Below are 13,723 nucleotides of genomic sequence, written 5' to 3'. Positions count from 1 at the left end.
CAGCGCGACGCGGGGACCGCGTCCTAGACTCCATGCCGTGCGTTACGCGAACTCCGTCGTCGACCTGGTCGGCGACACCCCGCTCGTCAAGCTCAACCGGGTGACCGAGGGGGTGCGGGCGACCATCCTGGTGAAGGTCGAGTACCTGAACCCCGGTGGGTCGTCGAAGGACCGCATCGCCACCCGGATCATCGACGCGGCCGAGGCCTCCGGCGACCTGCGTCCCGGCGGCACCATCGTCGAACCGACCTCCGGCAACACCGGCGTCGGCCTGGCCCTGGTCGCACAGCAGCGCGGCTACCGGTGCGTGTTCGTGCTGCCCGACAAGGTCGGCGAGGACAAGCGCAACGTCCTGACGGCGTACGGCGCCGAGATCGTCGTCACCCCGACCGCGGTCGCGCCCGAGGACCCCGAGTCCTACTACTCGGTGTCGGACCGGCTCGTGCAGGAGATCCCGGGCGCCTACAAGCCGAACCAGTACGCCAACCCGAACGGTCCCCGCAGCCACTACGAGACCACCGGTCCGGAGATCTGGCGCGACACCGAGGGGCAGATCACCCACTTCGTCGCGGGCGTCGGTACCGGCGGCACGATCTCGGGCACCGGACGGTACTTGAAGGAGGCGTCCGGCGGCGGCGTCCGCATCGTCGGGGCCGACCCCGAGGGCTCCGTGTACTCCGGCGGTACCGGTCGTCCGTACCTGGTCGAGGGCGTCGGCGAGGACTTCTGGCCGAGCGCCTACGACGCCGGCGTGCCGGACGAGATCATCGCCGTGTCGGACGCCGACTCCTTCGCGATGACCCGCCGTCTGGCGCGTGAAGAAGGACTGCTCGTCGGCGGGTCGAGCGGCATGGCCGTCGTCGCGGCACTCTGCGCGGCCCGTGACCTGACCGAGGACGACGTCGTGGTGGTGCTGCTGCCGGACGGCGGACGTGGGTACCTCGGCAAGATCTTCAACGACCGGTGGATGCGCTCGTACGGGTTCGCCGAGACCGACGACGAGCGCACCGTCGGCTCGCTCATCGCCGGCAAGGACGGCCGCCTGCCCGACCTGGTGCACGCGCACCCGACGGACACCGTGCGCGACGTCGTCGACATCATGACCACGTACGGCGTCTCGCAGATGCCCGTGCTCAACGCGGAGCCGCCCGTCGTCATCGGCGAGGTCGTCGGTGCCGTCGAGGAGAAGGCACTGCTCGAGCAGGTCTTCACCGGTACCGCGAAGATGTCGGACGCCCTGTCGGACTTCGTCGGCGACCCGCTGCCGCTCATCGGCGTCGGCGAGTCGGTGTCAGCGGCTCGTCGTGCGCTCGAGTCGGCCGACGCGCTCCTCGTCGTCGCGGACGGCAAACCCGTCACCGTGCTGACCCGGCACGACCTCCTCACCTACCTCTCCGAGTAAGGAACCACCGAGCATGACCGAGTTCAGCACCCGGGCCGTCCACGCCGGCCAGGAGCCCGACGAGACCACCGGCGCCGTCATCCCGCCGATCCACCTGACGTCGACCTACGTGCAGGACGGCGTCGGTGGCATGCGCAACGGCTACGAGTACTCGCGCGCCGGCAACCCGACGCGTGACTCGCTGCAGGTGCTCCTGGCCGACCTGGACGGTGGCGTCGCGGCGTCGTCGTTCGCGTCCGGGCTCGCCGCCGAGGACGCCCTGCTCCGCGCCGCGCTGGTCCCCGGTGGCCGCGTCGTGATGGGCAACGACGTGTACGGCGGCACCCACCGCCTGGTGAGCCGGCTGCACGTGCCGTGGGGCGTCGAGCTCGTCGTCGTCGACATGAGCGACCTCGACCAGGTCCGGGCAGCGCTGCAGGGCGCACCGGCCACCACCGTGCTCTGGGTCGAGACGCCGACGAACCCGCTCATGAAGATCGCCGACATCGCCGCGCTCGCGACCCTCGGGCACGAGTCGGGCGCGCTGGTGGTCGTCGACAACACCTTCGCGTCGCCGTACCTGCAGCAGCCGCTGTCGCTCGGCGCCGACGTCGTCGTGTACTCGACCACGAAGTACCTCGGCGGACACTCCGACGTCGTCGGCGGCGCCGTCGTGCTGGCGGACGAGGAGCTCGCGGCGAAGGTGCAGTTCCTGCAGTTCGGCGCCGGTGCGATCTCGTCGCCGTTCGACGCCTACCTGACCACCCGTGGCATCAAGACGCTCGCCGTGCGGATGGAGCGGCACTCGCGGAACGCGCAGGCCGTCGCCGAGGCCCTCGTCGTCGCGCCGGGTGTCGAGCGCGTCTACTACCCGGGCCTGCCCGACCACCCGGGGCACGACGTCGCCGCCCGTCAGATGCGCGGGTTCGGCGGCATGCTCTCGGTCGCCCTGTCCGGTGGCGCCGAGGCCGCAAAGCGGTTCGCCGAGTCGACGGAGCTGTTCGCCCTGGCCGAGTCGCTCGGCGGTGTGGAGTCGCTCATCGGGTACCCGAGCGAGATGACCCACGCGTCGGTGAAGGGCACCGAACTGGCCGTGCCGGAGAACGTCGTGCGGCTGTCGGTGGGCATCGAGGACGCCGGTGACCTGGTGGCGGACCTGGAGCAGGCGCTGACGCGCTGACGCGGGACCTGCTGCCGCGCTGACGCGCGCCCGCGGGACCTGCTGCCGGGCCGACGCGCGCCCGCGGGACACGCTGACGCGTCGTCGGCGGCCGCCCCTACGATGATCGGGTGAGCACGACGGCGTCGCGGACCAGCCTGTTGAGCGGGCCGTACGCCCTGGCGACGATCGGCATGGTCGCGATCGTCGGCGTCGCGGCGTTCCAGAACCTGGCGATGACGACGATCATGCCGGTGATCAGCCGCGACCTGGACGGCGAGACCCTGTACGCGCTCGCCTTCGCCGCCCCGCTCGCCGCCGGGGTGCCCGGCATGGTGCTCGCCGGCAACTGGAGCGACCGCGCGGGCGGCCGGATCGTGGCCTGGGTGTCGGCGGTGTTCTTCGCGGTGGGGACCGCCGTGGTGATGCTCGCGCCGACCATGGAGGTGTTCCTGGCCGGGCGGCTCATCGAGGGCTTCGGCGCCGGGGCCATCGACGTGGTGCTGTACGTGCTGGTCGCCCGGATCTTCCCCGCGGAGCTGCACGGACCGGTGTTCGCCGGGTTCGCCGCCGCCTGGGTGGTGCCGGCACTGATCGGCCCGGCCCTGGCCGGCATCGTCACCGACACCTGGAACTGGCACTGGGTGTTCGCCGGGGCCCTGGTGATCGCGCTCGCCGCGTTCGTCCTGCTCGTGCCGACGCTCGGCCGGCTGCACCCTCCGGCGGCGGCGCTCCGCCCACCGTGGCAGCGGGTCCGGATCGGCTGGTCGGTGGCCGCGGCCGTGTCGATCCTGCTGCTCAACGTCGCGCCCGACCTGACCCCGTGGGGCATGGTCGCAGCCGTCGTCGTCGGGCTGGTCGGCACCTGGTTCGCCCTGCGGCCGCTGCTGCCGACCGGCACGTTCCGGGCCGCGGCCGGGTTGCCGTCGGTCGTGCTGCTGCGGGGGCTCGTCGCCGCGTCCTTCTTCGGGAGCGAGGCGTACGTGCCGTTCCTGCTGCTGGCCGAACACGGGCTGTCACCGTCGGCTGCCGGACTCGCCCTGACGGTGGCGGCGATCAGCTGGGCCGCGTCGAGCTGGGCGCACGGCCGCCTGGGGGAGCAGCGGCTCACCGCCCGTCGGACCTTCGGGGCCGGACTCACACTCGTGCTCGTGAGCCTGGTCGCAGCGCTCGCGGTGGCCACGTTCGACCTGTCGTGGTGGGTGCTGGTCGCCGGCTGGTTCGTCGGCGGCGCGGGCATGGGAGCGATCTACCCCCGCGCGTCGATGCTGACCCTGCGCTTCTCGGGTGAGGGCGACGACGGGTTCGCGAGCTCGGCCCTGACGATCGCGGACGCCGCGGGCAGCGTGATCGGCCTCGCGGTGACCGGCCTGCTCTTCACCGCGACCGGCGGAGCCGACGGGACGGTGTCGTTCCCGCTGGTGTTCGCGGCGATGATCGGCTTCGCAGGCGTCGCGATCGCGGCCGTCCGACGGCTCGGCCCGGTGCCGGCACCGGCGACGACGGCCCCGGCGAGCCCGGGCGGAGCCGTGTCGTCGTCGCAGGGCCCGGCCGCCGGGTAGCGTGGCACACCGGACCGAAGAGGAGACACCGTGCTGCGCATCGTCGCCGTGACCGTCGCCCTGGCGGCGGCCCTGACCCTGGCCGGGTGCCAGGGGACGACGTCGGCTGCCCCCACGCCGGTGCAGAGCACTGACCTGACGAGCTCCGACGGGGGCTTCGACCAGCAGGCAGTGATCGGTGTCGTCCTGGTCCACGACGACGCGGCCCTGGCCGACCGGCTCCGCACCGACCTGGCCGACGCCGGGTTCCGGCCCGACGTCCGCGTCGCTCCGGCATCGGGTGCCGCTGCATCCCAGCGGACCGCGGTCGCCCAGCTCGTCCGCAAGGGCGCCAAGGCCCTGCTCGTGCACCCCGCCCGGGCCTCTGCACTGACCGGCGTGGTCCAGACCGCCCACGACGCCGGGGTCGTGGTGGTGTCCCTGGGGGAACCGCTGCCCGCGACCGGCACCGGTGGCGACGGGGTGTCCGCCGACTACCGCGTGCCGTCAGAGGGCGACGACGCCGCCACCGCGGCGGCGGCGGTCCAGGTCGTGCAGTCCCTGCAGCGTGGTGAGAAGCCGGAGAGCGAGCCCACCGACGGCGAGACGGCCGACGCCGAGTAGGAGCAGTCCGCTCAGCTCCACCACGCCGGGAACGACAGCGTGATCGTCTCCACCAGCGCCTTCCGCGACCGTCGGGGCCCGGCGAGCCAGGCCTCGATCGCCCCGACGAACCCCTGCGCCACGAACCCCGCGGCGACGTCGTCGAGCAGGTCGGGCCGACGGGCGGGGTCGAGCTCGCGGATGTGCAGGGCGCTCGACACCGTGAAGTGCTCGACGAGCAGCCGGTGCAGCGAGGCGTCGTTCGGGTCGGGGAGGGCCTTGCCGTAGATGTCACGGTGCGTCATCACGTGCTCGACGACGGCGTTGATGCCGCGCCGGGTGATGGTCGCGAGTTCGTCGGCTCCGGCGCCCCGGTCGGCGGCGGCCCGGCGGTCGTCGGCGTCCTCCTGCCGGATGCGGTCGAGCTCCGGTGTCAGGACGTCGGCGAGCAACGACCCGGGGGAGACCGCGTGCGAGTAGAACGTGGCGCGGTTGATCCCTGCGGCACGTGTGACGTCGGCGACGGTGATCTCCGAGACCGGTCGGTCTGCGGCGAGGCGCAGGATCGCCTCGCGCAGTGCTGCTGTGGTGTGCAGGATCCGGGCATCCACCATGACGCCCACCCCCTTCTGATCCGCTTCACCCGGAAGGCCCCCGAGCAGTCCGACGCTACCGCATGGTCCGCGCGCGGCAGCGGGACAGCACGAGCCGCTTCACGCGGGCGGCCGGCACCGGCGGCGCCGAGCACACACGGGCGACCGTAGGATGGTTCCGCGGACGAATCGATTCGATCGGCCCGCGATCACCCTCCGCCCCCTCATCGTCGAAGGACTCCTGTCTCGTGACCGCGCCCGCCACCACCGGTTCGCTCCGGGTCGTCCTGCACCCGGGAGACTCGCTCTCCCGCAGGCAGCGGCTCGTCTACGTCTTCGTCCTGGGCGCCCTGACGGCGCTCGGCCCGTTCACGATCGACCTCTACCTGCCGGCGTTCCCGGCGATCAAGGACCAGTTCGGCGTCACCGACGGCGCGGTCCAGCTGACGCTCACCGCGACGACGCTCGGCTTCGCCATCGGGCAGCTCCTGGTCGGCCCGTGGAGCGACAAGGTGGGCCGCCGCCTGCCGCTGATCATCGCGACGACGGTGCACATCGCCGCCTCGATCGGTGCGGCGACCGCACCGGACATCGAGCTGCTCGCGGTGTTCCGCGTGCTGCAGGGCATGGGTGCCGCGGCCGGTGGTGTGGTGGCGATGGCGACGGTGCGCGACCTGTTCGGCGGCAAGCCGCTCGTGCGCATGTTGTCCCGGCTGGCGATGGTGAACGGCCTCGCGCCGATCCTCGCGCCGCTCATCGGTTCGCAGATGCTGCAGTTCACCAGCTGGCGCGGCATCTTCGTCTTCCTCGCCTGCTACGGCCTCGCCGTGGTGATCGCCTCGGTCCTGCTCATCGTCGAGACCCTGCCGCCGGCCCGCCGGCACGAGGCCGGGCACTCCACCATCGGCCAGCGCTACAAGGCGCTGTTCTCCGACCGGATCTTCGTCGGCGTCGCGCTCATCGGCGCGATGGTGTTCAGCGGCCTGTTCTCGTACCTCAGCGCGTCGCCGTTCCTGTTCCAGCAGGTCTACGGTCTCGACGCGCAACAGTACGGACTGCTCTTCGCGGTCAACTCGGTCGGGGTCGTCCTCGGTGTGCAGATCTCGTCGCGGCTCGCCCAGCGTGTCGGTCCGCAGTGGATCCTGGCATGCTCGACCGCGACCCTGCTGCTGGCGTCGCTCGCGATCATCGTCCTCGACCAGCTCGGTGCCGGTCTGGTCGGCGTGCTCGTGCCGCTCTGGTTCTTCATCGCCGCGTGCGGGTTCTCGTTCCCGCTCGTCCAGGTCATCGGTCTCGCCGCCCACGGGAAAGAGGCGGGGACCGCCGCCTCGGTACTCGGCGCCCTGAACTTCGGCGTCGCCGGGCTCATCTCGCCGGTGGTCGGCTGGCTCGGCATCACGACGGCCAGCCCGATGGCGATCGTGATGGCGTCGACCGCCGCCGTCGCGATCCTCGTGCTCTGGTTCGTGGTCCGCCCCAGGACGGTCCCCGCGCTCACGCACTGACCCCGAACCGCCGCGGGTCAGACTCCCTAGGCTGTGCCCATGAGCGACGCGACGGAGCGGGCACGGGCGGCTGCCGAGGCAGCGAGGCAGGCTGCCGACGAGGCACGTCGGCTCGCCGACGAAGCGGTGCTGCGCGCCGAGGAGCTCGCCGCCGCCCTGACGGCGGAGGAACAGGCGAGCCTGACCGCCGACGCGGAACCCGCGGTCGTCGGGTCCCCGCCACCCACCGGCCAGGAGGCGCGGCTCGCGCCCGACGCGGAGCCCACCGCTCCGGTCGCACCGGTTCCCACCACCCCTGGCGCGCGGGTCGACGCGACCGCCCCGGATCCGGTGGCGACGACGGCGACCGGCACCGTGCCTCCCGTCCGTGCCGAAGCCGGCCCGCTCGGACCGGACGCGGTCGCCGCGATCCGCGACGGCTACGCCGTCGACGGCGGCGCGATCGAACTCGGCGCCCTGGTCAACGGCGCAGCGGTGCCCGACGTGCAGGTCCGGATCCCGCTCGCGATGCTGAACCGGCACGGGCTGGTGGCGGGGGCGACCGGCACCGGCAAGACCCGGACGCTCCAGGTGCTCGCCGAGCAGATCGCGGCGAACGGGGTGCCCGTGTTCGCCGCCGACGTCAAGGGCGACCTGTCGGGTCTGGCCGTCGCGGGGCAGGCGAACGACAAGCTCCTCGACCGCACCGCGGGCATCGGTCAGCAGTGGCAGGGCGTCGCGAGCCAGGCCGAACTGTTCTCGCTGGGCGGGCAGGGCACCGGCGTGCCGATCCGTGCCACCGTGTCGGGCTTCGGACCGCTGCTGCTGTCGAAGGTGCTCGGGCTGAACGACACGCAGGAGTCCTCGCTCGGCCTGGTGTTCCACTACGCCGCGCAGCAGGGCCTCGCGCTGGTGGACCTCGACGACCTGCGGAGCGTGCTGACGTTCCTGGTGAGCAACCAGGGCAAGGGGGAACTCGCCGAGCTCGGGGGCCTGTCGAAGCAGACCGCCGGGGTGATCCTGCGCGAGCTCGTCACCTTCGCCGACCAGGGTGCCGACCAGTTCTTCGGCGAGCCCGAGATCGACACACAGGTGTTCCTGCGGACGGCGGCGGACGGGCGGGGGATCGTCAGCCTGCTCGAGGTGCCCGGTGTGCAGGACCGGCCGGAGGTCTTCTCGACGTTCCTGATGTGGTTGCTGGCCGACCTGTTCAACGAGCTGCCCGAGGTCGGCGACCAGGAGAAGCCGAAGCTCGTGTTCTTCCTGGACGAGGCGCACCTGTTGTTCAGCGGTGCGTCGAAGGACTTCACCGAGCAGATCGTGCGGACCGTTCGGCTCATCCGGTCGAAGGGCGTCGGGGTCTTCTTCGTGACGCAGACCCCGAAGGACGTGCCGAACGACGTGCTCGCGCAGCTCGGATCGCGCATCCAGCACCAGCTCCGCGCGCACACGCCGGACGACGCGAAGGCGCTCCGGGCGACGGTGTCGACGTACCCGACGAGCGACTACGACCTGGGGGAGGTGCTCACGTCGCTCGCGACCGGTGAGGCGATCGTCACGGTGATGAACGAACGTGGTGCTCCGACCCCGGTCGCGTGGACCCGGCTGCGCGCACCGCAGGGGTCGATGGACCCGATGCCGGCCGACGAGATGGCCGCCCGGGTGCAGGCCTCACCGCTCCTGGCGACCTACGGCACCCGCGTCGACCCGGACTCGGCCCGCGAGGTGCTCGCGCGTCGCATGGAGGCCGCGGCCGCCGAGGCCGCTGCTGCTGCCGAAGCCGCCGCTGCCGACACCGCCGCGGACGCGTCGGCGGTCGAGGCCCAGCGGGAGTTCGAACGGCAACAGCGGGAGTTCGAGCGTGCCGAGCGGGCGTCGGAGTCGCGGCGTTCCGGTCGGACCGGTGGTTCCGGTCGGACGACCCGGCCCGGGACGCGGCGCTCCGCGGACGACCCGCTGACCGATCTGCTCGGCGCAGGGCTCGGCGGGACCATCGCGAAGGAAGTGGTCCGGGGGATCTTCTCGACGCTGCGGCGGCGACGCTGACCGATGCCGTGCGGCTGGTTCAGCGGGCGTCGAGGCCGGCGAACTCGACGGCGAGCAGCCCGCCGACGACCAGCACGACGAGGCCGCCCACGAGCAGGAACACCGCACGCTGCTCGTACCAGGCGCGGCTCGTCGGGTACCGCTTCGCGAAGGTGCGGACCGAGACCGGCCGAGCGTCCTCGACGACCTGCACGCCGAGCGCGTCGACCACCCGGTCGAGTCCGTCGTCGCCCCAGACGTCGGCCCGGAGCCGGAACAGGTGAGTGCCGATCCGGTCGAACGCGACGAGTTCTCGCACGGTCCGGTCCACCGACGAGCCGAACGTCGTGGCGAGGACCAGGCTGTGCACGCGGTCACGGGGGATCCGGCGGTGCGCGGTGAGCACCCCGCGGATCGTCACGCCGTCGTCGTCGATCCCGATGAACGCGGTGTGCAGCCGGACGAACACGACGCCGACGGCCGCGGCCATCGCGACGACGATGCCGGCGAAGACAGCCCAGGTGCGGAACGGGAACGAGACCCAGACCAGGGCGACGGCGAGCGGCACGGCCGAGAAGGCGATGCTCAGCGCCGTGGAGCGGACGAGCGAGCGGCGCGGGCGGAGGACCGTGTCGAAGACGGACAGGCGAACGGGCACGGCCGCCGGCACGGTGGTTTCCCCCATGGCGCGTCTCCTCGTCCCCTCGGGTGTTCCGGGCACGCTGACCAGCACGCCTTCCGAGCGACGCCCCTGCCGCTCGATGCACCGCGGTCGGCTCGTCCCGGAGCCGTTCGCTCGGCCAGCATAGGCGACCGACGGGTATCGGGGACAGCCCGTTCCACCCCTGATCAGCGTTTCCCGGCCAACGCAGGGGCACCAGGGCACGTGCTGGTCCGCCGGGTGGGGGACCACTGCGCCTGCGGAACGACGAAGGACCCACACCGAGCCGGTGCGGGTCCTTCGTTCGTGCTGTTCGTTCGCTGCGGAGAATGGGGGATTCGAACCCCCGAGGGCTTGCACCCAACACGCTTTCCAAGCGTGCGCCATAGGCCACTAGGCGAATTCTCCTGACACCGTCTCGCGACGGCGACACCCAATGGTACAGGTTCTGCGCGGTGCTCACGACCGCGTGTCGTCGGCGCCGGTGCTCCCAGATGTCGTGACACGTCCGGCGACTACCCTGGGCGTCGTGTCGACCCGCATCTACATCACGTCAGCAGAAGGGCACACGGGCAAGAGCACCGTCGCCCTCGGTGTCCTCGAGACCCTCGCCCGGTCCGTCGGCCGCGTCGGCGTGTTCCGGCCCGTCGCCCGCTCGGTGGTCGAGCCCGACTACGTCCTCGAACTGCTGCTGCAGCACACGGCCGTCGGCATCTCCTACGACGACGCCGTCGGGGTCACCTACGACGACGTGCACGCCGACCCCGAGGCGGCGCTCGGCACCATCGTCACCCGGTTCGCCCAGGTGGAGCGGCAGTGCGACGCCGTCGTGGTGCTCGGGTCCGACTACACCGACGTCGGCAGCCCAACCGAGCTGTCCTTCAACGCGAAGGTCGCCGCGAACCTCGGCGCCCCGGTGCTCCTCGTGCTGGGTGGCCGCGACGCCGCCGAGCGTGCGGCCCGCAGCCCCGAGGGCATGGCGCAGGTCGCGGACGTCACGACCAGCGAGCTGCGGGCGGCACACGCGCAGCTGTTCGGCGTCGTGGTGAACCGCGCCGACCCGGACGCCCTCGCCGCCATCGTGACGAGCGTCGAGCAGGCCGTGCACGACGACCACCCCGACGTCCCGGTGTGGGCGATCCCCGAGGACCGCGTGCTCGTCGCCCCGACGGTCCGCGCTCTGCTGCAGGCCACCGGTGCCACCCTGGTGCGCGGTGACGACGCCCTGCTCGACCGCGAGGCACTCGGCACCGTGGTCGCGGGCATGAGCATGGAGAACGTCCTGCCCCGGCTGATCGAGGGCGGCATCGTCGTGGTCCCCGGTGACCGGAGCGACGTCCTCATCGCCACGCTGCTCGCCAACCAGTCCGAGACCTTCCCGAGCCTGGCCGGCGTCATCCTGAACGGCGGGTTCGAGATCGCCCCGCAGGTGTCCCGGCTGCTCGAGGGCCTGTCGAGCTCGCTGCCGATCGCGCAGAACGACCTCGGAACGTACGACACCGCCCTGCGCATCACCCAGACCCGTGGCCGTCTGGCCGCGGACTCGCCCCGGAAGGCCGACCTGGCGCTCGCGCTGTTCGAGCAGCACGTCGACGCCGAGGCCCTGCGCGACCGCCTGCAGCTCGCCCCCTCCGGCGTCGTCACCCCGCTGATGTTCGAGCACGGTCTGCTCGACCGGGCCCGCAGCTACGGCAAGCGCATCGTCCTGCCCGAGGGCGAGGACGACCGCATCCTCCGCGCCGCCTCCACCCTGCTGCAGCGCCAGGTCTGCGACCTCACGATCCTCGGCGACCCCACCGCCGTCCGCACCCGGGCGACCGAGCTCGGCCTCGACCTCGAGGCCGCGCAGCTCGTCTCGCCGTTCGACCCCGAGCTGCGCGAACGCTTCGCCGAGGAGTACACCCGGCTCCGAGCCCACAAGGGGATGTCGATCGAGCTCGCCCGCGACACCGTCACCGACGTCTCGTACTTCGGCACGATGATGGTGCAGCTCGGGCTCGCCGACGGCATGGTCTCCGGCGCGAAGCACACCACGGCGCACACCATCCGGCCGTCGTTCGAGATCATCAAGACGCGTCCGGACACCTCGATCGTGTCGAGCGTGTTCCTGATGGCGCTCGCCGACCGCGTGCTGGTCTACGGCGACTGCGCGGTGATCCCGGACCCGACGAGCGAGCAACTCGCCGACATCGCGATCTCCTCCGCCGAGACCGCGACCCAGTTCGGCATCGACCCGCGCGTCGCCATGCTCAGCTACTCCACCGGCGACAGCGGCTCCGGCGCCGACGTCGACAAGGTGCGCGCCGGCACCGCGTTCGTGCGGGAACGCCGCCCCGACCTGCTGGTGGAGGGCCCGATCCAGTACGACGCCGCAGCCGACCCCACGGTCGCGTCGACCAAGATGCCGGACTCCCCGGTGGCCGGCCGGGCGACGGTGTTCATCTTCCCGGACCTCAACACCGGCAACAACACGTACAAGGCCGTGCAGCGCTCGGCCGGTGCCGTGGCGATCGGCCCGGTCCTGCAGGGCCTGCGCAAGCCGATCAACGACCTGTCGCGCGGCGCCCTGGTGGGCGACATCGTGAACACCGTCGCGATCACCGCGATCCAGGCCGGCACCGCGACCGACGCGGCCTGACCGCCCGACCCGCACCGCGCCTCCAGGCCCGACAGAAAGTGACCACCCCGTGACCGCAGCCCTCGTCGTCAACTCCGGCTCGAGTTCGTTCAAGTACCAGCTCATCGAGCTCGAGGACGAGCGCACGCTCGCCTCCGGCCTCGTCGAGCGCATCGGCGAATCCGCCGGGGCCTGGAAGCACACCAACGCGCTGACGGGGGAGTCGTCGTCGAACGACGCCGCGTCGGTGCCCGACCACGCGGCCGGGTTCCAGGCGATGATCGACGCGTTCGCGAAGGTCGGCCCGTCGTTCGACGAGCACCCGCCCGCAGTCGTCGGCCACCGCGTCGTCCACGGCGGCACCACCTTCGACCGCGCGACGGTCGTCACCGACCAGGTCGAGCAGCAGATCGAGGACCTCAACAGCCTCGCGCCGCTGCACAACCCCGCCAACCTCGAGGGGATCCGGGCCGCGAAGCAGGTGTTCTCGGACGTCCCGCACGTCGCCGTGTTCGACACCGCGTTCCACCAGACGATGCCGCCGCACGCCTACACGTACGCGATCCCCGCCGACCTGGCCGCCGAGTACGGGATCCGCCGCTACGGCATGCACGGCACCAGCCACAAGTACGTCTCCGAGCAGGCCGCGGAGTTCCTCGACCGGCCGCTCGCCGAGCTCAAGACGATCGTGCTGCACCTGGGCAACGGCGCCTCGGTCGCAGCGATCGACGGCGGGAAGTCCATCGAGACCTCGATGGGGCTCACCCCGCTCGAGGGGCTCGTCATGGGCACCCGCTCCGGCGACCTGGACCCCGCGGTCCTGATCCACCTGCACCGCGAGGCCGGGATGACCTTCGACGAGCTCGACACCATGCTCAACAAGCGGTCCGGCCTGCTCGGCCTGACGGGCAGCGGCGACATGCGCGACGTGCAGGACGCCGCCACCAAGGGCCACGAGCAGGCGGAGGCGGCGCTCGCCGTGTACCGCCACCGCATCCGTCGCTACGTGGGCGCCTACACGGCACAGCTCGGCGGGCTCGACGCGGTCGTGTTCACCGCGGGGGTCGGCGAGAACAACGCGCTGCTGCGGCGCCGCGTGCTCGCGGGGCTCGAGCACCTGGGCATCGAGGTCGACCCGGACCGGAACGAGCTGGCGTCGCGGGACGCCCGCCGCATCTCGACGGACGGCTCGCGGGTCGCGGTGCTCGTGATCCCGACGAACGAGGAACTCGAGATCGCTCGGCAGTCGGCTGCGGTCGCGCTCTGAGGCGTGGCGTCGCGGCGTCGCACGTCGCGGCGGCACGGTGCGGTGTTCGTGGGCTGGTGCGGTGTTGGCTGCTGGGTGCGCGCTTGTAGCGCGGCACGGGGCGCGCAAGTCCGCACGGGTTGAGTAGGTGCGCACGGTGCGGACGGGAGGCGCGGGGTGGGTTGGCTGCGTGCCTCCCGTCCGTCGGTGGGTTGCGTCGCGGCGGCACGGTGCGGTGTTCGTGGGTGGGTGCGGTGTTGGCTGCTGGGTGCGCGCTTGTAGCGCGGCACGGGGCGCGGAAGTCCGCACGGGTTGAGTAGGTGCGCACGGTGCGGACGGGAGGCGCGGGGTGGGTTGGCTGCGTGCCTCCTGTCCGTCGGTGGGTTGCGTCGCGGCGGCACGGTGCGGTGTTC

General features: G+C 72.1%; 10 protein-coding genes and 1 tRNA gene. 8 read left to right on the top strand and 3 right to left on the bottom strand.

Annotated elements, in window-relative coordinates:
- The first annotated feature begins 37 nt into the window (after positions 1–37).
- The 4 genes from BOSE127_RS07240 to BOSE127_RS07225 all read left to right on the top strand — a co-directional run bounded on the left by BOSE127_RS07240 (position 38) and on the right by BOSE127_RS07225 (position 4,705).
- A complete protein-coding gene (locus tag BOSE127_RS07240) occupies positions 38–1,402 on the top strand; it encodes a cystathionine beta-synthase (RefSeq protein ID WP_159556729.1) in 1,365 nt (454 codons plus the stop codon).
- Between the two features lie 13 nt (positions 1,403–1,415).
- Positions 1,416–2,561, top strand: coding sequence for a cystathionine gamma-synthase (locus BOSE127_RS07235; protein WP_017888669.1), 1,146 nt, complete (start codon positions 1,416–1,418; stop codon positions 2,559–2,561).
- A gap of 110 nt (positions 2,562–2,671) precedes the next feature.
- Complete coding sequence (locus BOSE127_RS07230) at positions 2,672–4,102, top strand: MFS transporter (RefSeq protein ID WP_159556727.1); 1,431 nt, start codon at positions 2,672–2,674, stop codon at positions 4,100–4,102.
- Positions 4,103–4,132: 30 nt separating this feature from the next.
- Positions 4,133–4,705, top strand: coding sequence for a substrate-binding domain-containing protein (locus BOSE127_RS07225; protein WP_017888671.1), 573 nt, complete (start codon positions 4,133–4,135; stop codon positions 4,703–4,705).
- Between the two features lie 11 nt (positions 4,706–4,716).
- Here the strand turns inward: BOSE127_RS07225 and BOSE127_RS07220 are convergent, their stop codons facing one another.
- A complete protein-coding gene (locus tag BOSE127_RS07220) occupies positions 4,717–5,298 on the bottom strand; it encodes a TetR/AcrR family transcriptional regulator (RefSeq protein WP_152427349.1) in 582 nt (193 codons plus the stop codon).
- Positions 5,299–5,525: 227 nt separating this feature from the next.
- On the opposite strand from BOSE127_RS07220, the gene BOSE127_RS07215 reads away from it, so the two are divergent.
- Complete coding sequence (locus BOSE127_RS07215; RefSeq protein WP_017888673.1) at positions 5,526–6,782, top strand: multidrug effflux MFS transporter; 1,257 nt, start codon at positions 5,526–5,528, stop codon at positions 6,780–6,782.
- A 39-nt stretch (positions 6,783–6,821) separates the two neighbouring features.
- Positions 6,822–8,807, top strand: coding sequence for a helicase HerA-like domain-containing protein (locus BOSE127_RS07210; protein ID WP_159556725.1), 1,986 nt, complete (start codon positions 6,822–6,824; stop codon positions 8,805–8,807).
- A 19-nt stretch (positions 8,808–8,826) separates the two neighbouring features.
- Here the strand turns inward: BOSE127_RS07210 and BOSE127_RS07205 are convergent, their stop codons facing one another.
- Together BOSE127_RS07205 and BOSE127_RS07200 are read right to left on the bottom strand one after the other, a co-directional pair.
- Positions 8,827–9,471 carry a hypothetical protein gene (locus BOSE127_RS07205; protein WP_017888675.1) on the bottom strand — a complete coding sequence of 215 codons (645 nt, stop codon included), beginning with the start codon at positions 9,469–9,471 and terminating at the stop codon, positions 8,827–8,829.
- Between the two features lie 299 nt (positions 9,472–9,770).
- Positions 9,771–9,855, bottom strand: a tRNA-Ser gene (locus BOSE127_RS07200).
- A 121-nt stretch (positions 9,856–9,976) separates the two neighbouring features.
- Between BOSE127_RS07200 and pta the strand changes: the two genes are divergently transcribed.
- Both pta and BOSE127_RS07190 read left to right on the top strand, forming a co-directional pair.
- The gene (gene pta / locus BOSE127_RS07195) at positions 9,977–12,085 is read left to right on the top strand and encodes a phosphate acetyltransferase (RefSeq protein WP_159556723.1); all 2,109 of its coding nucleotides are present in this window, start codon (positions 9,977–9,979) and stop codon (positions 12,083–12,085) included.
- A gap of 49 nt (positions 12,086–12,134) precedes the next feature.
- Entirely contained in the window at positions 12,135–13,331 is a 1,197-nt protein-coding gene (locus BOSE127_RS07190; RefSeq protein ID WP_159556721.1) for an acetate/propionate family kinase, read from the top strand.
- The last annotated feature ends 392 nt before the right edge of the window (positions 13,332–13,723 follow it).

This window comes from Curtobacterium sp. 8I-2, from assembly GCF_902506155.1.
Classification (GTDB): domain Bacteria; phylum Actinomycetota; class Actinomycetes; order Actinomycetales; family Microbacteriaceae; genus Curtobacterium; species Curtobacterium poinsettiae.
The sequence above is the reverse complement of the archived record's forward strand: the minus strand, read 5'-3'. Positions and strand labels throughout refer to the sequence as shown.

What these genes read in the sequence shown, in the direction of transcription:
- BOSE127_RS07220 (WP_152427349.1), bottom strand. Translation starts at nt 5,298, where the DNA reads ATGGTGGATGCCCGGATCCTGCACACCACAGCAGCACTGCGCGAGGCG.
- BOSE127_RS07235 (WP_017888669.1), top strand. Translation starts at nt 1,416, where the DNA reads ATGACCGAGTTCAGCACCCGGGCCGTCCACGCCGGCCAGGAGCCCGAC.
- BOSE127_RS07205 (WP_017888675.1), bottom strand. Translation starts at nt 9,471, where the DNA reads ATGGGGGAAACCACCGTGCCGGCGGCCGTGCCCGTTCGCCTGTCCGTC.
- BOSE127_RS07210 (WP_159556725.1), top strand. Translation starts at nt 6,822, where the DNA reads ATGAGCGACGCGACGGAGCGGGCACGGGCGGCTGCCGAGGCAGCGAGG.